This window comes from Microbacterium sp. zg-B185, from assembly GCF_030246885.1.
Lineage (GTDB): Bacteria > Actinomycetota > Actinomycetes > Actinomycetales > Microbacteriaceae > Microbacterium.
In genome coordinates, this window is sequence record NZ_CP126739.1 from 3,529,053 (window position 1) to 3,547,094 (window position 18,042).

The 18,042-nt window shown below is 69.8% G+C and carries 16 protein-coding genes; 4 read left to right on the forward strand and 12 right to left on the reverse strand.

Annotated features, from left to right (window positions below; genetic code table 11):
- Nucleotides 1-9: 9 nt before the first annotated feature.
- Genes QNO12_RS16785 through QNO12_RS16795 form a run of 3 tightly spaced genes read right to left on the reverse strand, consistent with a single transcriptional unit; the run spans nt 10 to nt 3,310 of the window.
- Nucleotides 10-975, reverse strand: coding sequence for an alpha-ketoacid dehydrogenase subunit beta (locus QNO12_RS16785; protein WP_257501138.1), 966 nt, complete (start codon nt 973-975; stop codon nt 10-12).
- 50 nt (nt 976-1,025) lie between these two features.
- Nucleotides 1,026-2,168 (reverse strand): thiamine pyrophosphate-dependent dehydrogenase E1 component subunit alpha, encoded by a 1,143-nt coding sequence (locus QNO12_RS16790; RefSeq protein ID WP_257501137.1) that lies wholly within the window; start codon nt 2,166-2,168, stop codon nt 1,026-1,028.
- A gap of 2 nt (nt 2,169-2,170) precedes the next feature.
- On the reverse strand, nt 2,171-3,310 hold the full coding sequence (locus QNO12_RS16795) for a histidinol-phosphate transaminase (protein ID WP_257501000.1): 1,140 nt from the start codon (nt 3,308-3,310) through the stop codon (nt 2,171-2,173).
- Nucleotides 3,311-3,446: 136 nt separating this feature from the next.
- Here QNO12_RS16795 and QNO12_RS16800 point away from each other — a divergent pair, with 136 nt between their 5' ends.
- Nucleotides 3,447-3,839, forward strand: a complete 393-nt coding sequence (locus QNO12_RS16800) for a phage holin family protein (protein WP_257500999.1) — start codon at nt 3,447-3,449, stop codon at nt 3,837-3,839.
- Here QNO12_RS16800 and QNO12_RS16805 read toward each other — a convergent pair.
- Both QNO12_RS16805 and QNO12_RS16810 read right to left on the reverse strand, forming a co-directional pair.
- Complete coding sequence (locus QNO12_RS16805) at nt 3,811-5,199, reverse strand: alpha/beta hydrolase family protein (RefSeq protein ID WP_257500998.1); 1,389 nt, start codon at nt 5,197-5,199, stop codon at nt 3,811-3,813. The two genes, QNO12_RS16800 and QNO12_RS16805, sit on opposite strands and share 29 nt — an antisense overlap.
- Entirely contained in the window at nt 5,181-5,465 is a 285-nt protein-coding gene (locus tag QNO12_RS16810) for a hypothetical protein (protein ID WP_257500997.1), read from the reverse strand. Before QNO12_RS16810 ends, QNO12_RS16805 begins: the two co-directional genes overlap by 19 nt.
- A gap of 114 nt (nt 5,466-5,579) precedes the next feature.
- On the opposite strand from QNO12_RS16810, the gene QNO12_RS16815 reads away from it, so the two are divergent.
- Nucleotides 5,580-6,095, forward strand: a complete 516-nt coding sequence (locus tag QNO12_RS16815; RefSeq protein ID WP_257500996.1) for a low molecular weight protein-tyrosine-phosphatase — start codon at nt 5,580-5,582, stop codon at nt 6,093-6,095.
- On the opposite strand, the gene QNO12_RS16820 is transcribed toward QNO12_RS16815, so the two are convergent.
- A complete protein-coding gene (locus QNO12_RS16820; protein ID WP_257500995.1) occupies nt 6,047-8,827 on the reverse strand; it encodes an ExeM/NucH family extracellular endonuclease in 2,781 nt (926 codons plus the stop codon). The genes QNO12_RS16815 and QNO12_RS16820 overlap by 49 nt on opposite strands.
- Before the next feature lie 276 nt (nt 8,828-9,103).
- On the opposite strand from QNO12_RS16820, the gene purB reads away from it, so the two are divergent.
- The gene (purB, locus tag QNO12_RS16825; RefSeq protein ID WP_257500994.1) at nt 9,104-10,483 is read left to right on the forward strand and encodes an adenylosuccinate lyase; all 1,380 of its coding nucleotides are present in this window, start codon (nt 9,104-9,106) and stop codon (nt 10,481-10,483) included.
- 14 nt (nt 10,484-10,497) lie between these two features.
- Here purB and QNO12_RS16830 read toward each other — a convergent pair whose 3' ends face one another.
- The 3 genes from QNO12_RS16830 to QNO12_RS16840 all read right to left on the reverse strand — a co-directional run bounded on the left by QNO12_RS16830 (nt 10,498) and on the right by QNO12_RS16840 (nt 13,073).
- On the reverse strand, nt 10,498-10,860 hold the full coding sequence (locus tag QNO12_RS16830; RefSeq protein ID WP_257500993.1) for an amino acid transporter: 363 nt from the start codon (nt 10,858-10,860) through the stop codon (nt 10,498-10,500).
- Complete coding sequence (locus tag QNO12_RS16835) at nt 10,857-11,573, reverse strand: acyl-CoA synthetase (RefSeq protein ID WP_257500992.1); 717 nt, start codon at nt 11,571-11,573, stop codon at nt 10,857-10,859. The genes QNO12_RS16830 and QNO12_RS16835 overlap by 4 nt, the downstream gene beginning before the upstream one ends.
- A gap of 144 nt (nt 11,574-11,717) precedes the next feature.
- Nucleotides 11,718-13,073 (reverse strand): hypothetical protein, encoded by a 1,356-nt coding sequence (locus tag QNO12_RS16840; protein ID WP_257500991.1) that lies wholly within the window; start codon nt 13,071-13,073, stop codon nt 11,718-11,720.
- 219 nt (nt 13,074-13,292) lie between these two features.
- On the opposite strand from QNO12_RS16840, the gene QNO12_RS16845 reads away from it, so the two are divergent.
- Nucleotides 13,293-14,150: an aldo/keto reductase gene (locus QNO12_RS16845; protein WP_257500990.1), complete on the forward strand. Its 858-nt coding sequence runs from the start codon at nt 13,293-13,295 to the stop codon at nt 14,148-14,150.
- Between the two features lie 44 nt (nt 14,151-14,194).
- Here the strand turns inward: QNO12_RS16845 and QNO12_RS16850 are convergent, their stop codons facing one another.
- From QNO12_RS16850 to dnaB, 3 genes are all read right to left on the reverse strand, one after another.
- The gene (locus tag QNO12_RS16850) at nt 14,195-15,559 is read right to left on the reverse strand and encodes an alpha/beta hydrolase family protein (protein ID WP_257500989.1); all 1,365 of its coding nucleotides are present in this window, start codon (nt 15,557-15,559) and stop codon (nt 14,195-14,197) included.
- Between the two features lie 241 nt (nt 15,560-15,800).
- The gene (locus QNO12_RS16855; RefSeq protein WP_257500988.1) at nt 15,801-16,337 is read right to left on the reverse strand and encodes a DUF1697 domain-containing protein; all 537 of its coding nucleotides are present in this window, start codon (nt 16,335-16,337) and stop codon (nt 15,801-15,803) included.
- 116 nt (nt 16,338-16,453) lie between these two features.
- Nucleotides 16,454-17,821 carry a replicative DNA helicase gene (gene dnaB, locus QNO12_RS16860; protein WP_257500987.1) on the reverse strand — a complete coding sequence of 456 codons (1,368 nt, stop codon included), beginning with the start codon at nt 17,819-17,821 and terminating at the stop codon, nt 16,454-16,456.
- Nucleotides 17,822-18,042: the final 221 nt, after the last annotated feature.

Sequence of the window (18,042 nt, forward strand, 5' to 3'; positions counted from 1 at the left end):
CGGGGGTCATCAATACGCCAGCGTACGGTCGACGGCCTCGAGGATGCGGTCCGCGTCCGGGAGGAAGGTTCCTTCGAGCTTGGCCGGAGGGAACGGAGCGTCGAAGCCGGAGACGCGCAGCACCGGCGCCTCGAGCGCGTAGAACGCCTTCTCCATGACCGTCGCCGCCACCTCGCTGCCGAGACTGGTGAAGCCCGGCGCCTCCTGCGCGTAGACCATGCGTCCGGTGCGGCGCACCGAGTCCAGGATCGGGCCGTAGTCGACGGGGGACAGGGAGCGCAGGTCGATCACCTCGCAGCTGGTGCCCTCGGACTCCGCGAGCGCAGCAGCCTGCAGCAGCGTCGCGACCATGGCGCCGTGACCGACCAGCGTGACATCCGTGCCGCGGCGGACCAGGCGGCTGGCGTGCAGCGGCAAAGCCCGGGCAGCGGCATCCACCTCGCCCTTCTGCCAGTACCTGCTCTTCGGCTCGAGGAAGATCACCGGATCGGTCGAGGTGATCGCGTCCTGGATCATCCAGTACGCGTCGTTCGGGGTGGATGGGCTCACCACGCGAAGACCGGGCGTGTGGGTGAAGTACACCTCGGGGCTCTCCTGGTGGTGCTCCACCGCGCCGATGTGGCCGCCGTAGGGGATGCGGATCACCACCGGCATGCTCAGCGCACCCTCGTGCCGATTCGTGATCTTCGCCAGCTGCGAGGTGATCTGGTCGAACGCCGGGAACACGAACCCGTCGAACTGGATCTCGCACACGGGCCGGAATCCGGCCATCGCGAGTCCGATCGCGGTGCCGACGATGCCCGATTCGGCCAGCGGGGTGTCCAGCACCCGCTGCTCGCCGAACTCTGCCTGCAGGCCCTCGGTGACACGGAAGACCCCGCCCAGCCGACCGATGTCCTCGCCCATCATGATCACCCGGTCGTTCTCGGTCATCGCCCGCCGCAGCCCGGCGTTGAGCGCGCGGCTGAACGGCATGGTCTCGATCGACGACGTCCGCGCGTCGGCGGGTGCGGCCTTGAGGTCGGTCACGACGGCTCCTCCTCGAACGATGCCTCATAGCCGGCGAGCCACGCGCGCTGCTCGTCGATCAGAGGATGCGGTTCGGTGTAGACGTGGTCGAACATGAGATCGGTCGGGATGCCGCCGAGCGCGGCGGTGCGGACGCGGGCGTCCTCGGCCACCGCGGCGGCTTGGGCCTCGACCTCGGCGAAGAACGCGTCCGACGCTCCGCGCCCCCGCAGATAGGCGCGCATGCGCGCGATCGGGTCCCGGCGCGCCCACGACTCTTCCTCGTCGGCGGTGCGGTACTTCGTGGGGTCGTCACTGGTGGTGTGCGCTCCCATGCGATACGTCATGGCCTCGATGGCGCGCGGGCCCGCGCCGGCGCGCGCCTCGTCGAGGGCGACCCGGGTGACCGCGTAGCTGGCCAGCACGTCGTTGCCGTCGATGGGGATGCTCGGGATGCCGTATCCGGCGCCGCGGCGGTACAGCGGCGACCGGGACTGGGTGGCGACGGGGACCGAGATGGCCCACTGGTTGTTCTGCAGGAAGAACACCTCGGGGGTGCGGTAGCTGGCGGCGAAGACCATCGCCTCGTGCACATCGCCCTGACTGGATGCGCCGTCTCCGTAGTAGACGATGACGGCCTCGTCGGTCTGAGGGTCCCCGGAGCCGGACTTGCCGTCCAGCGTGAGGCCCATGGCCAGTCCGGTCGCGTGCAGCGTCTGGGACCCGAGGACCAGCGTGTAGATGTGCGTGTTCCCGTTCTTCGGATCGGCCGGGTTCCAGCCGCCGTGCGTGAGACCGCGCATCACGCGGATGATGTCCACCGGGTCGACGCCGCGGATCATGCACACGACGTGCTCGCGGTAGGACGGGAAGAGGTGGTCCTGGGGGCGCGCGGCGCGGGCCGAGCCGACCTGTGCCGCCTCCTGGCCGAAGCTCGGCGGCCACAGCGCGAGCTGGCCCTGGCGCTGCAGGTTCGTGGCCTGCTGGTCGAAGGCGCGCACGACGAACATGTCGCGGTAGAAGCCTTCGAGCTCCGCGTCCGTGAGCGCATCGATGAGTTCGAGGTACGGTTCGGCTGCCGGAGTCGGCGCGACCGACCCGTCCGCCGCGAGCACGCGGACGAGTTCCGGCGCGTCGTCCGGCCCGGTGTTCTGGTGCAGAGTCACCGTTCTACGCTAGCCCGCGACCCCGGATGGTCCTCTGGGAGGTCTTTCACAACGGATTCCGCGATCGATAGGACCTTGTCGACAGAGTCCTCCTCGCCGACACTGACCCGCAGACCGTCGCCGGCGAACGGACGCACGATCAGACCGGCCGCATCGAAGGCGCTTGCGATCTGCATCGTCTCGGCACCGCCGGGCAGCCAGAGGAAGTTGCCCTGCGCTTCGGGCACGCGCCACCCGGCATCGCGGAGGGCTGCGGCGAGCCGGTCGCGCCGCGCGGCGATCGTTCGCACGCGTTCCAGCAGCGCGTCCTCCGCGTCCAGGCTCGCCAGGGCGGCGACCTCGGCGTGCGCCGTGACGGACAGCGGGATGCTGGTGCTGCGGGCGGCATCCAGGATGCGCGGGTGCCCGATGGCGTAGCCGATGCGCAGCCCGGCCAGACCGAACGCCTTGGAGAACGTGCGCAGCGCGACCACGTTCGGGTGTCCCTGCGTGCCCAGCACGCGCAGACCGTCCACGGCCGCCGGGTCGGTGATGAACTCGGCATACGCCTCGTCCAGAATGACCAGGACATCACGGGGGACCAGAGCCAGGAACGCGTCGAACTCGGCCTGGGTGACGATCGGGCCGGTGGGGTTGTTGGGGCTGCAGACGATGATCGCCCTGGTGCGCGGGGTGACCGCCGCGGCCATCGCCGGGAGGTCGTGGCGGGCATCGTCGGTCAGCGGCACCTGCACGGGGGTGGCACCGGCGACGATCGCGAGCCACGGATAAGCCTCGAAGGAGCGCCACGCGAAGATCACCTCGTCGCCGGGACCAGACGTGGCGAGCACGAGCTGCGTGAGGATCGAGACACTGCCCGCGCCGATATGCACCGACGAGGGCGAAACGCCGAACCGGTCGGCCAGCCGCTCGCGCAACCGTCCGGCGGTCGCGTCCGGGTACCGGTTCAGCTCCGTCGCGGCACGCACCGCTTCGAGGACCCCGGGAAGCGGGTCGAACGGGTTCTCGTTGCTGGACAGCTTGAACGCGTCCGCACCGGCCTGCTTGCCCTGCTGGTAGGGCGGCAGCGCGGCGATCTCGGGCCGGACCCGGACCGGGATCTGCGCGTCATCGAAAGGAATCGGAGCGTCGGTCACCCTGCCGAGTCTATGGGTCCGCTCTCGGCCGTCGGGGTGCGCTGCCGCGGTCGCGATCGGGCCGTTCGCCCGTGCCCCGCCCGGGTTTCGCGTGGATCCGGGGCCAGGAAGTACCCGCATGGCAGACTGACGAACTATGGGCTTCCTCATCCGTGTCGTCGTCAACGCGTTCGCCATCTGGATCGTCACACTGATCCCCGCGCTCATGGTCTCGGTCATCCCGTTCCCACCGGGGGAGACGCTGCAATTCGTGCTCACGCTGCTGATCGTGGCCGCCATCTTCGCGCTGGTGAACACCATCATCGGCACCGTCATCAAGATCCTCGCGTTCCCGCTCTACATCCTGACGCTGGGCCTGATCGGGTTGATCATCAATGCGTTCCTGCTCTGGCTGACCGCATGGATCACCGGCTTCTGGAGCTGGGGTCTTCGCGTCGAAGATTTCTGGTGGGGCGTCTTGGCGGCGATCGTCATCTCGCTCATCAACTGGATCTTCGGCATCATCCTGCGCCCGAAGAGGACGGATTGACCTCACCGGGCACAGGTCCGGGACTGGGATCCGGCAGCGGCAGGATCCGTTCCGCGGCGTACTCGGTGACCTGCACGGATGCCGCGGATGCGAGGTCCGCGAACACCTGCCGCACCGCCGCCATGCGCGGATCGGCGGAGGTGTCCAGCATCCGCGCGGTCGCGGTGTAGCTGTCCAGGGCATGCGCGGGCAGGCCGAAGTCGTGCAGGCCGGCACGCGGGTCGGCGGCGCGTTCAGCGACGAAGCTGCCGGGCGCACCCACAGTCCCCGCATGACCGCCGCCGGCCAGCGCGGCGACCGGGTCATCGGCGTGGCGCACCGAGACGCTGAGCGTGCCCTCGCCGAGATCGGCCTCCACGGGCGAGCCGAACGAGACGAGCGTCTGCGTGTCGTAGTCGCCCTCCAGCGCCAGGTGCGCGGCGACCATGGCGCCCTGCGAGTGGCCGAAGGCGTGCACGATATCGCCTGGCCGCGCACCGGACTCGCGGAGCGCGAGCTCGGTGGCCTCATAGGAGGCCGCGCGTGCACCCGTGTACAGCTCGATGTTGGCGTCCATGTCGAACGGTTCCGTCGTCCGGGGGGCGATCGTCTGCGTGCCGGTCACGTAGACGGCGAACCGGCGGGAGCCGTCGGGCATCGAGTACCGCTCCACCCTGACCCGGGCTTGGCCACCGGTCGGTATGCGCTCTGCGGCGCCGGCCAGTGAGGTGGGAGCCGTGGCCCGTGCCGGCGGGGCGACCGGCGAGAGGACGAGGTCGCCGGGCTGACCGCGCAGCCGGGCGGTGGCCGGCACTGTGCCGGAGCCCAGCGCGCCGACGGCACGCTGAAGCGCCCACGCCGTCGGCACGGCGAGCAGGTGGAAGCCCGGACTCAGCCACCAGAGCGCTCCGGGAGCCTGACGTGCCAGTTCGCCGGGCCAGCTGACCCAGTGCCCGAGGGCGGCGAGGGTTGCCTGCGCGTCGGCGTCCGGGTGCTCGATGGCCAGCGCCGCCAGGCGGGAGTCGATCCGCCGCACCGCACCGGCATCGCCCGCGGCATCCGCCGCCGCCCGTTCGGTGCGCAGCTCGACGATCTCGTAGACGGCCGCGGCAGCGCGCAGCGCCCGACTCAGCTCGCCCGCGGCCTCGACCACCTCTTGGATCCGCCGGCTTGCGCAGGACATCGTGTACGCGACGTCCCACATCGCCCGTGTCGTGCCGGCCAGGTGCATCGAGGACGACCCGATCCTGGCGGCGATGTCCTCGAGCTCCCCGGCCGCCACCTGGAAGGCGTCGGCGGCCGTGCGCAGCGTGACGGTGTCCACAGCGACCGCCCCGCCGCCGCGGATGTCCAGGTCGTCGCTCATAGTCCGTGCCGCCACGCGTCTGCTTCCGACCGTGCCCGAGCCAGAGCCAGAGCATCCCGCGCGTCCTCGACGAGTGGGACGAGGGCCGCCACATCCCGCCGCCACGAGTCGGCGGTCGAATGGAACACCGTCGCGGCATCGGTGCACCAGCGGGTCTGGTCGGCCAGTCCGGCGGATCGAGCGGACACCTGCCGCAGCCGATCGATCGCATCGCCGAGCTGACGCCGGACGAGGTCCAGGACATCCAGGTCCTCCGCCGCCAGGCCGGATGGGGTCGACATCCCGCCACTCTGGCGCGCACCGGCGGCCGGGAAGCGGCGGGCCGCCGAGGTGGGGGACAACCCGCGCCCGCGGCGCGTTGTGCAGGAGTGGTCCGGTCGTCGCAGAATGTATCCATGACTGCGAGCGCGCTGGAGCCGTTCCGCGTCGTCTTCGTGTGCACCGGTAACATCTGCCGCTCACCCATGGCCGACGTGGTGCTGCGTGCGTTCGCGGATGCCGGCAGCGTGGGTGAACGGGTCAGCTCGACCAGCGCCGGAACCGGCGACTGGCACGTCGGCGAGCGCGCGGATCAACGCACCCTGGAGGCGCTGGATCGCCGCGGGTACGACGGGACCCGGCACCGCGCGCGGCAGTTCACGCACGCCGACTTCGCGCGCAACGACCTCGTCGTGGCCCTGGACCGCAGCCATGAGCGCATTCTGCACGGCTGGGCGCGTTCGGATGCGGACTCGGACAAGATCGCGCTGCTGATGTCCTTCGACTCCTCCGCTCGCACGCTCGACGTTCCCGATCCGTATTACGCCGGGCCGGGCATGTTCGATGACGTCCTGCTGATGATCGAGAGCGCGAGCCATGCGCTCTACCGGCAGATCGAGCCTGCGATCCGGTCAACGATCCGACACAGGTAGGCGAGCAGGCGTCTCGGCGTCGGCTCCACCGACACCGTGTCAGTGGCCGTCGTGGTGTTTCCTGCGGCGTCCCTCGCCTCGTACGTGAAGGAGTAGGTCGCGCCGACGACCGCTTTCACGGCGAAGCTGCGGTCGGAGAGCTGACGCACGACCGCCTTCTTGCTGCCCTCCGCGGTGGCGGACAGGAGCCGGACCGTCACCTCGCCGCTGTCGTCGGCCGCGTCGGCCGTCACCGTCACCGTGCGGGTCTTGCCGTTGGGCGGAAAGAGGAAAGCCGGATCTGCCGTCACGGTCAGCGCCGGCGCCACCGTGTCCGGCAGGCTCAGGTCCACGCCCACGATCACCGGGTCGTGGTCGCTGGAGCGGTACGGGTCCGGCGCGAACAGGGCATCCTGCGCGGGCGCCTTGAACGACATGTCGTAGTCGATGAGGCTCGGCTCGTCCGCGTTGATGTGCCACGCCGCCGCTCCGGTCACATCGGCGACCAGAGCCGGTCCGGCGAGCGCGTAGTCGAGGTAGCCGAGCTGGCCGTCGAACACGTAGGAGTACGCGCCCTCGCCCTGGTATCGGGCGAGCAGGTCGGCGAACCCGCTCGTCAGCAGCGCGGCGATCGGCGCCTCCTTGTCGTACGAGTTGAGGTCTCCGATGATCAGCTCGCGGCCGGCGCCCTGTCCGGTCGGATCGGTGGCCAGCCAGTCGCCGAGCGCGGCGGCGGCCTGCGTCCGCGTGATGTTGCAGTTTCCGGCGCCGTCGCCGGTATCTGGGTCGCCGACGGCGTTGCAGTCGGACCCCTTGGATTTGAGGTGGTTCACCACGACCGTGATCGTGCCGCCCTCCGCGTCGGCGAAGGTCTGGGTCAGCCCCGGCCGGTTGTATTCGTCCAACCAGCGCGGGTCCTTGCTCTCGTCCATCAGCGCGAAGTCCCCGACGGGGGTGAGCACGGCCGGCTTGTAGATCAGAGCGGTGGTGATCACGTCCGAGCCGATCGGTCCGGTCTCGATGAGGTCGTAGACGTCCGCCCCGAGGTACTCGTTCAGCGCCGCGGTCAGCGTGGCCAGTGCGGTCCCGTTGTTCTCGATCTCGATCAAGCCGAACACGTCCGCGTCGATCTGCGCGAGCGCCGCGACGATCTTGGCCTCCTGCCGCTCGAACTCGACCGGGTCGTTCGCGCCGCGCGCGTCCGGCCCGGTCAGGGTGGTGAAGTAGTTCAGCACGTTGAAGCTGGACACGGTGACGCGCCCGCCGACCTCCGGCGGCGCGGTGCGTGGGTTCGCCGCCGCGTGGTCGGCCCCTTGGGTCGGCTGCAGCGCCCACGTGTCGTCACGGTAGTCCAGGACACCGGTCGCGTCGGTGAGGAGGTCTCCGCCGCGGAAGGTGTTGACCAGCGTGAACACGTCGCCGTCGGGGTGGATCGCAGGATCGGGGTTCTGCACCGCGCGGCCGTCGTCGATCGTGATGCGCTCGGCGAGGTTCTGCTGCGCGAGGGCGGCCGCCTCCGCCGATCCCGGCGTGTACACCGCCGTCGGCGTCATCTGGCGGTCCAGGCCGACGTCGATCCTGCCGAACCGGCCGTACTCGAAGTACTCGAGGATCGTCAGCGTCTGCGGGAGCGTCACGTACATGCCCTCCACCGCTTCGCGCTGCTGGGCCGCGGCCGGCAACGTGAGCGGAACGGCATCCGGCAGCACCGCGCCCACGGCGCAGATCTCGGCGTCGGCAGCGTCGATGCCGGTCATCTGGTGAGCAGCGCCGGCCGTCCCGGATTCGCGCACCACGCCGGTCACGTTCACGACGTCGCCGACCGCGACATCCGTCCCGGTCGGCGCGGAGACGAAGATGCCGTCCGAGGATGCCGGGTCACCGTCACCGGCGTCCTGCACGTAGTAGCCGCCGAAGCCGCCGGCTTCCTGGAAGTCGCCGACGACCGTGCCCTCGACGCGCACTGCGGTCCCGGCCGCCGGCGAGAGCGCCCCTGTTCCCTGCACCGAGCCGATCGACGCGACCTCGAGATCGCACCCCGCCTCCCCGGGCGCAGGACCGACGGGCGGCGCCGTCAGCGAGTTGGCCGAGCCGGGGGTGTTGGCGGCCTCGCCGTCGATCAGCGTGCCGGGGATGCCGGGGGTGCCGGCGAGGTCGAAGTCGTTGCGCACCCAGTCGCCGACCGCGTCGCTGTCGGCGCCGTCCGGGATGCGGGAGGCGGCGCCGGGGGCGAACGGCAGACCGTCATAGGAGACGCCGAGGACAACTCCGCCGTAGGCCTGGTCGCCCGCACCGCCGTCGTGGACCGCGACCGCGTCGAGCACCGCGAACCCCAGACCGTCGTCGATGACGCCGTCGTCGTCCGCGTCGATGTCCGAGCCGGCAGCGGGGACCGTGCCGGTGACCAGCAGCAGGCTGACGGTGCCGTTCTCGAGCGCGTTGGCCGGGAGGGTCGCCAGCGAGCGGCCGGACGCGTCCGGTGCCGGGAAGGCGATGACCTCGTCCACGACACCGAGCGCGGGCATCGCGCCGCCGGCGTCGCCCTCGACCTCGAGCACGCGGGTGCCGGAGGAGTCGGCGTCGGCCGGGACCAGCAGTTCCACGTACTCGACGTCGGTGCCGGCGGTGCTGGCCGAGAACTCGTTGATCACGGGGCCGCCGTCGGCGGCGCCTGCGGCGGAGCTCACCCCCGACAGTCCGGCGATGAGCACAGCGGTGAGGAGGGATGCCGGGAGGACAGCGGGACGGCGCACAGCGCACTCCGATCCGGGGGGTCGTCGGAAGTTGCCGCCAGGGTATGCGAATCCCCCGACACGCAACACCCCCGGCCAGGTGCCCGCCGGGCACACCTGGCCGTCATCGCCGGGGCGGATCCGACAACCCGTCGGCCACCCGATCCGGGAAGCGACCGGAAGCCCCTCGGTATGATCGGACTGCGCGCCGGGTGCACCGCCCGGCAGTCCTCACTCCGTGCTCCGCCCCGCGATTGACCGTCGCCCGCGGTCGGAACGCGTCCCGACGGGAGTCCCGTGTCTTCTCTTCCCCCCCAGCCGCTGAGCCCGCTCGACGGTCGCTACTTCGCCGCGGTCGGCGACCTCGCCGACTACCTCTCCGAGGCCGGGCTGAATCGTGCACGCGTCGAGGTCGAGGTCGAGTGGCTGCTCACCCTCACCGACCGGTCGCTGTTCGGCACGACGCCCCTCGCCGAGACGGACAAGCAGCAGCTGCGCGCCCTGTACCGCGACTTCGGCCAGGTCGAGATCGACTGGCTCGCCGAGAAGGAGGCCGTGACCCGGCACGACGTGAAGGCGGTCGAGTACCTGGTGCGGGACCGCCTGGCCAGCCTCGGCCTGGACGGGATCGCCGAGCTGACCCACTTCGCGTGCACGAGCGAGGACATCAACTCGGCCTCCTACGCGCTGACCGTCCAGCGCGCCGTCACGACGGTGTGGCTGCCCAAGCTGCGCGCGGTGATCGACGCGCTGCGCATGCTGGCTCAGCAGCATCGGGATGCCGCGATGCTCGCGCGCACGCACGGTCAGCCCGCCACGCCCACCACGATGGGCAAGGAGATCGCAGTCTTCGTCTGGCGCCTGGAGCGGGTCGCGGCGCAGGTGGCGGCATCCGAGTATCTGGCCAAGTTCTCCGGCGCGACCGGCACCTGGTCCGCGCACCTCGCCGCCGATCCCGACGTGGACTGGCCGGCACTGACCCGCGCCTTCATCGAAGGTCTGGGAATCGGCTTCAACCCGCTGACCACCCAGATCGAGTCGCACGACTGGCAGGTGGAGCTCTACGACCGGGTCCGGCATGCCGGCGGCATCCTGCACAACCTCGCAACGGACGTATGGACGTACATCTCGCTCGGCTACTTCTCGCAGATCCCGGTCGCGGGCGCCACCGGGTCATCGACGATGCCGCACAAGATCAACCCGATCCGCTTCGAGAACGCCGAGGCGAATCTCGAGATCGCCGGCGGACTGCTCACCACTCTGGCCGCCACACTCGTGACATCGCGGCTGCAGCGCGACCTGACCGACTCCACCACGCAGCGCAACATCGGCGTCGCGCTCGGGCACTCGCTGCTCGCGCTGGACAACCTGCAGCGCGGTCTCGGCGAGATCTCGCTGGCCCAGCCGGTGCTGGATGCCGACCTCGACGCGAACTGGGAGGTCCTGGCCGAGGCGATCCAGACGGTGGTGCGGGCGGAGATCGCCGCCGGACGCTCCCAGATCACCGACCCCTACGCGCTGCTGAAGGACCTCACCCGCGGCCGCCGCGTGGGCGGCGCCCAGCTGGCCGAGTTCGTTGCGGGCCTGGACATCGGCGCGGCCGCCAAGCAGCGGCTTCTCGCGCTGACTCCCGCGACGTATGTCGGGCTCGCGTCGCAGCTGGTCGACCGGATCTAGTCGACCCCGATCCGTCAGATGCGCGTTCCGCCGGATGCCGCGGCATCCGGATCCGTGCCGTTCGCGTTCGTGCCGCCCGCCGAGCCGTTCGGCTTGTCGCGCGGAAGCAGGACAGGGCCGTCGATCGTCTTGTGCACCTGAGCCGGGTCGATCGCCAGCAGCAGCAGGGAGACCACCAGCAGGACCACGATGAAGGTGACGCCGGCGAAGATGAGCGCAAGTTGCAGCGCGGCGGGGGCCTGCTCGGGGCTGCGCTGCTGGAAGAACCCCATGGCGACGAGGGTGACCACGCCGGCGAACACGGCCGCGCCGAAGGCGAGGCCGAGCAGCTGCAGCGGCTTCATCAGGTCTCGGCGGGTGGGCTTGTCGTCGCTCATGAGACGCCCCTTTCGTCGTTCGTCGTGGGCGAGGCATCGGCGACCCGCAGTGCCGTGGGCGCGGTCGCGTCCGGATTCTGGGCGGTGATCGGCTGCGGTTTCCGCGGTGAGAATCCGGCGATCCCGAGGTAGACCGCGACGATCGCGGCGTAGGCGCCGAAGATGCCGACGGCGAGGATGATGCCGGTGAGCGTGAAGGTCGTGTCCGCCTCCTCCACCCGGTACTGCAGCGCGTACTGCGCCGGAACCAGCAGCAGCGCCAGGCCCAGCACGAGGGTCAGGATGCCGATCACCAGCGCATCGCGCGACTCGGTCCGGTCTGCGTCGCCCGACTGCTGGCGACGAGCATGGCGAACACCACGCGCGCCGGCGATCGTCTCGACCAGACCGGTGGACAGCGCCCAGACGATCACGAGCACGAAGAAGGTCGCCACCGAGCGCAGCGGGACGACTCCGCCGGCCATTCCGGTCAGCACCGAGAGCACCCCGAGAAGCACCGCCGGCCAGCGCCGACCCGCGGGATAGACCAGCCAGGCCGAGACCAGCAGGATCAGCGCGTTCACCAGCACGAAGCCGCTGAAGATGGACAGGCCGACCGCCGCGGAATGATCCGGCGAGAAGGTCACCATCAGAGCGGCGATGGCCGCGCTGGCAGCTCTCGCGATCTGCACGTGCCGCGCATCGAAGGTGCGGGCGGCGGAGGTTGTGGTCACGGGCATTCCTGGCGCGGAGCGGTTCCTGCGTTCACAGGACGGACACTCCAGTCTAGTTCGTGCGCGGATGTGGACCCGCTGGGGGTGACGCACCCTCGGAGCGGCTCGCCGCCCGGCGAGGACGTGCAACGAGCCCCTCTGCCGCTACGGGGCGGCGGCGAGCCGGTCGAAGAATCCGGCGATCTGCGCCTCGACGGTGCCGACGGCGTCCGCTTGGTCACGCCCCTCGACGGTGAACGAGCTCTCGATGACCAGCAGCACATCCCCGCCCGAGACCGCCCCCCGGATATCGAACCGCGGGTCGCCGATGCGACCGTCGAGATGGACGAATCGGGCCTCGAACAGCGTGAGCCGACCCGTCCAGCCCTCACCCGCGATGTCGATGATCTCGCCGCGGCCCTTCACACCGTAGTCGTAGCCGTAATCGGTCTTCGTCGCGGGGGTGTCAAGCTCCCCGACCAGCGCATCGGCTGCACCCGTGCGCTCGGCGACCGCTGCCTGCGCCGCCGCTTCGTCGGACTGGATGTACGCCCGCAGCCAGAAGTTCTCGCTCCACTCGCCGCCCTGGACCCTGAAACGATCGGGGCCGTCACCCTGTGGGGTGACGCCCGCGGGCAGGGCGAGGTCGACGCTCAGCGAGGCGTCCTGATCCTGGCGCTCATCCTCGCACTCGGGGTCTCCGGGGCACCGAACCGACACCTCGTGTCCCGCCGGAAGGTCGCCCTCGGCCGGCAGGGCCGCGGCGAGTCGACTCACGGTGGTGACTCGGGGTGCGTCGGCGGGATCGATCGCGGCAAGGCGCTCGAGGTAGTCGGCGACGGCCTCCGCGCAGTCGGCTTCCGCGACGGCCCCGGCGTCGATGGCGTAACGCTGCGCGCTGCAGGCGATGAGCGCAGCGTCGTGGACGATCGCGATGAGCGCCGAGTGGCGCTCGGCGCTCGGGTCGCCGTCCGGCGCGGTGAGCACCGACGTCCACAGACCCTGCACGCCCTCCCAGCCTGCGATCTCGATGTCGCCGGACTCGCCCGTTCCTGTCTCGCCGGCGGTGAAGCCGTCCTCGAGCGTCCCGGGAGCGATGTCGAAGTCTCCAGTCCTCTCGGCGGCCCGGTCTCGCTCGCCCGCAAGCGCCTCCTGCGCCGCCTCGGCGTCCGAGTACACGGCGACGCGGAAGGTGAAGTAGGTTCCGCCCCAGCCTTCCGGCTCGACCACCTCGGGCGGGACCGGCATCGAGGCGAGCAGCATGACCTCGTCGTGGTCGGATATCGGGCCGCAATACTCCCCGCCGGGACAGCGGCGTTCCATCACGAAACCGGCAGGCAGCTCATCGGCGCTCGGGAGCGCCGCGACACCATGGTCGAAGGATGCGAGCGCGGGCACCACGTCATCACCGGTGGGGCCATCACTCTCTGCCGGGCCGACGCCTGGCGCGCTGCATCCCACGAGCGCCATCGCCAGCATCCCGAGCAGTGCCGCGGCCCGCCGCTTCCTCGTCGTGATCACGGTCATGTCCTCCCGGTCGGTGCCGGGAGAGCCGACCTTCCCCACGTTAAAGGTGCGACTTCACGGAACACAATTTCGCGGACCCCATGGGGATGCCTGTTTTCACTCGACGCGCAAGGGCCTCGCGCGCCGCCCCACGGCGGCGTTGAGTGGACGGCGTGTTCGACGAGGTGGGGGGGCGCGAAGTCCTCCCCCCATCACGCAGAAGCGGAGCGACGCATGAGCATCCTGAACGAGACATACGCCCTGTCAAACGGGGTCCAGATCCCGAAGCTGGGCCTGGGCACCTGGTTCATCGACGACGACAGGGCCGGGCAGGCGGTGCGGGATGCCGTGGAGATCGGCTACCGGAACATCGACACCGCGCAGGCGTACGGCAATGAACGGGGCGTCGGCGACGGCATCCGCACCTCCGGCATTCCCCGTTCGGAACTCTTCGTATCCACGAAGGTCGCGGCCGAGCTCAAGGACTATGACGCCGCGCTCGCCTCGATCGACACCTCGCTGGGGCGTCTCGGACTCGAGTACGTCGATCTGATGCTGATCCACAGTCCGCAGCCGTGGGCGGACTTCCGCGGCGGTGACTACGCCGACGGGAATCTCGCGGCATGGCGTGCTCTGGAGAACGCGCACACCGACGGGAGGCTCCGCGCCATCGGCGTCTCGAACTTCCTCGAAGCAGACCTCGAGAACATCATCGACCGGGGCACCATCCGACCCCATGTCAACCAACTCCTCGTGCACGTCGGCAACACGCCCATCGATCTGCTCGCGTTCTGCACGGACCGCAGCATCCTCGTGCAGGCATACTCGCCGATCGCGCACGGGCAGATGCTCAAGAACGATTTCGTGGCCGGGATGGCCGAGACCTACGGCGTCACAGTGCCGCAGCTGTGCATCCGCTACACGCTGCAGCTGAACACCGTATCGCTGCCGAAGACCGCCAATCCGGAACACATGCGTGCCAACGCCGAGGTCGACTTCGCCATCTCGGACGAGGACATGGACGTGTTGAGGAATCTGAAAGCCCGCGACTACGGCGAGGACAGCAGATTCCCCGTCTACAGCGGAAGGTGAGGGCGAGCACTCAATGGATGCCGCCCTCGGTGAATCGACTGCCGTCAGCGGCTCCCCTCGCGGTCGCCCAGGAACTCGCCGGGCTGGGTCGCGACGAATGCCGAGCCGCTGTCGTCGAGCGACGCGGCGAGCCGGTTCATCACCGTCGCCGAGTTGCCCGACCAGTGCCCGGATTCCACGCGCTGCTGGAGCACCTCGATGCCTGCGGCGATCTCGGCCGGGGTGAAGTTGCAGTGTCCGACGTGATCGACGAAGAACTGGCGCAGCAGGTTGGCGTCGTGCGCACCGCGGACGTCCTCGGCATACTCCTGCTCGACCTGCACCGGGGCCAGCACATCGTCGAGGGTGTGCATGCTGACCACGGGCATCTGCAGGTCGCCGGTGAGAGTGGATGACGCGCGGAGGGTCTCGACGGATCCCGGGTCGGCCGCGATGTCGGCGGTCTGCGTCAGCGTCTCAAGATCAGCCTTGAGGTCGAGCCCGGCCTCGCGGTACAGCTTGGCGACCAGAGCGCGATCCTCTGACTGCGCGAACAGCTTGCCGTAGTCCACCCCGACGTTCCACGTCGCGTTGCCTCCGGCGGTCGATTCGATGTCGAAACGACCGGGCGTGACGAAGCCGATCGTGCCGAGCAGCTGCGTGTACAGCGACTCCTGCTGCACCGCGGTGTCTTTCGTCGCCTCCGCAGCCGGAACGCCGTCGGAGAGGTGGAACAGCGCCGCGGCGAGCGCCACGCGCGCGCGGCCTTCGGGCCTCTTCTGACCTTCCTGCACGGCTGCGCTCAGCGCAGCCGACGTCGCGAACGCCTCGTCCAGCGAGGCGTAGCCCTCGATCTTCAGCTCCTGGCCGGCCAGGAGCTGCTCGATCGCGTGGGATCCATCGAGCTGATAGTTGTTCAGGTCGACCGCACCCTCCATCAGCCCGCACGTGGGCATGGCGCCGTCGATGACATCACCCGCCGACTCGGCGATGCGCCCGGTGACCAGACCACCCATCGACGTGCCGTAGGCCATGATGTGGTCCGGCTCGAGCCCGGTCTGATCGAGCATCGCGTCGAGCGACTGCAGCTGGTCGTCGACGGCCGTCGGAACGGCCCAGCCGCTGGCGGCGTACGACGAGCCTACGAGGGCGTAGCCACGTTCGAGCAGCAGCGCCTTCGTGGCGTCGTCCGGAGCAACCGACGCCGGGTTCCCGGGCACGAACGACGGATGGTAGCCGTGGCTGTACAGCAGCACGGTGCCGTTCCAGTCCGACGGCACCGACGCGAGCCACGTCGTGCCGTTGGATAGCGAGCCGGCGTAGTCGGCGCTGGCATCGGCCATCGCCGGCGGAGCCACGAGGGCGACCGAGAGGGCGGCGCCTGCGGCTGCGGCGACCGCCAGCGAACGAGCGCGAACGCGTGGAGACATGGCGGTGGGTCCTTCCATTGTCATCATCGACAGATGGCGCCGCATGGGCAGCACTAGGACCAATTATCAAATCTCCTGATGGTTAGTCAACGGGTGCGCCGGCTCCTCGAGCGCGTGCGTCGCATCTTGCCGCCGCCGGTTCGTGCGCGGATGTGCACCCGCTGGGGGTGTGGGCCCCATCCGCGGCCCGATCCACCGGGCGACCAGCATCCCGGTGCCGTTCTGCCCAGCCTCCGCCCACTCAGCACCACCGCTGCGCGATGGCGCGGATCACGGTCGCGTTGCGGTTCGTGGACACCCCGAGCTGCTTGGCGAATTTCGTGGTGGCCGCTCCACCCAGCGGCGCCGTGGCGGACAAGAAGGTGTGCACCGCCCGCCCGCGCACCACGACGTGCACGTCCTGTGTCGTCGCGGCCTCCAGCTGCGCGGCCACCGCCGGCGTCAGTGCGGTTCGCAGCAGCTCGACGTAGTGTCGGGTGGCGCCGGCGTGGTCGACGGGGAGGCTGTGGGCATCCGCGGCGACAGCGCGGAACTCGTCGAGGCCGAAGACGATCGTCGGCACCTCGAAGCCCCGGTCTCGGCGGAACGCCGCTTCCAACGCGGTCTCGATCCGCGGAATCGACCTCATCCGTGACGAGAAGCGGACATTGCCGGTGTTGATGTGGGTTTCGACGTCATCGAATCCGATCGACTCCACGGCCCGGCGGATGCGGTCCTTGGGGAACTGGCGCGTGGCGCCGAGGTTGATGGCACGAAGGAACGCGAGGTAGGTCGGCATCCCCACAGTCTGCGACCCGGCAGGTGTCCCTCTCCAGTGGTGTGGCAGAGCCGATCGGCGACCGAGACGTTCAGCTACGGACACGACGACTCGAGCGGAGCCGCCACCAGTCGCCGCTACAGCCCCACGGCCATGTCGGTGAAGCGGGAGAAGTGACCCTGGAAGGCCACGGTGATGGTGTCGGTCGGGCCGTTACGGTGCTTGGCGACGATCAGGTCGGCCTCGCCGGCGCGCGGGCTGTCCTTCTCGTAAGCGGACTCGCGGTGCAGCAGCACCACCATGTCGGCATCCTGCTCGATCGAGCCGGATTCACGCAGGTCCGACAGGGCCGGCTTCTTGTCGGCGCGCTGCTCGGGACCACGGTTCAGCTGCGAGAGCGCGATCACCGGAACCTGCAGCTCCTTGGCGAGCAGCTTGAGCGCACGCGAGAACTCGCTGACCTCCTGCTGACGCGACTCGACCCGCTTGCCGCTGGTCATCAGCTGCAGGTAGTCGATGATCACCATCTTCAGGCCGTGGCGCTGCTTGAGTCGACGGCACTTCGCGCGGATCTCGACCAGCGTCATGTTCGGGCTGTCGTCGATGTAGAGCGGGGCGTCGTTGATGCGGCCGCGCGTGGAGGCGATCGTGGTCCAGTCGCGCGAGTCCAGGGTGCCCTTGCGCATGCTCTGCAGCGGCACCGAGCCCTCGGCGCTCATCAGGCGCATCGCGATCTCGCTGCGGCCCATCTCGAGCGAGAAGACGATCGTCGGGAACCCGTGCTTGATCGCCGCGGAGCGGGCGAAGTCCAGCGCCAGCGTGGACTTACCCATCGCCGGACGAGCGGCGATGATGATCATCTGGCCGGCGTGCAGGCCGTTGGTGAGCTGGTCCAGACCGGAGAAGCCGGTCGGGATGCCGGTCATCTGACCGTCGCGGCCGCGCGCGGCCTCGATCTCATCGACGGCCGCGCTGACGGCGACCTCGAGCGGCACATAGTCCTCGGCGGTGTCGGCCCCGGTCACGCCGTAGATCTCGGCCTGCGCGTTGTTGACCAGGTCCAGTGCTTCGCCCTGACCGGAGTAGCCCATCTGCACGATGCGCGTGCCGGCGTCCACGAGGCGGCGCAGCAGCGCGCGCTCCGCGACGATCGAGGCGTAGTAGCCCGCGTTGGCCGCGGTCGGCACGATCGAGGTCAGGGTGTGCAGGTAGTCCGCACCGCCGGCGCGCTGCAGTTCGCCGGTCTTGATCAGCTCGTCGGTGACCGCGACGACGTCGGTGGGCTCGCCGTGCGAGTAGAGGGTGAGGATCGCCTCGAAGATCAGCTCATGCTTGGGAACGTAGAAGTCGACACCGCGCAGGCTCTCGATGACGTCGGCCACGGCATCCTTGGACAGCAGCATGCCGCCCAGGGCGCTCTGTTCGGCGAGCAGGTCGTGCGGGGGGGTGCGCTCGTGCTCCCGGCGGCCACCGAGGCGTTCCTCCGAGATGTCGGCAATCGACATATGCACTGTCCTCCACGTTTCTGGCCATGCGGGACCCGACTCGAACCGCGCCGGGCACGACGCACGTCAGCGGGACGATATGGGATGCCACCGGCATCCCGCATCGGTTCAGCAGATCACGAACCCCTGACAGCCGTCTGCACCGACGGCGGTTCGTCATCCCCCTGGGCGCACCCCACGCTAGGCAGGGGTCCGACCGCATGCAACAAGCCCTGTGGATA

Coding starts and splice junctions, on each gene's coding strand:
- QNO12_RS16785 (WP_257501138.1), bottom strand. CDS start 975: ATGCCGTTCAGCCGCGCGCTCAACGCCGGGCTGCGGCGGGCGATGACC.
- QNO12_RS16800 (WP_257500999.1), top strand. CDS start 3,447: ATGGGCTTCCTCATCCGTGTCGTCGTCAACGCGTTCGCCATCTGGATC.
- QNO12_RS16810 (WP_257500997.1), bottom strand. CDS start 5,465: ATGTCGACCCCATCCGGCCTGGCGGCGGAGGACCTGGATGTCCTGGAC.
- QNO12_RS16815 (WP_257500996.1), top strand. CDS start 5,580: ATGACTGCGAGCGCGCTGGAGCCGTTCCGCGTCGTCTTCGTGTGCACC.
- QNO12_RS16830 (WP_257500993.1), bottom strand. CDS start 10,860: ATGAGCGACGACAAGCCCACCCGCCGAGACCTGATGAAGCCGCTGCAG.
- QNO12_RS16845 (WP_257500990.1), top strand. CDS start 13,293: ATGAGCATCCTGAACGAGACATACGCCCTGTCAAACGGGGTCCAGATC.
- QNO12_RS16850 (WP_257500989.1), bottom strand. CDS start 15,559: ATGTCTCCACGCGTTCGCGCTCGTTCGCTGGCGGTCGCCGCAGCCGCA.
- QNO12_RS16855 (WP_257500988.1), bottom strand. CDS start 16,337: ATGCCGACCTACCTCGCGTTCCTTCGTGCCATCAACCTCGGCGCCACG.
- dnaB (WP_257500987.1), bottom strand. CDS start 17,821: ATGTCGATTGCCGACATCTCGGAGGAACGCCTCGGTGGCCGCCGGGAG.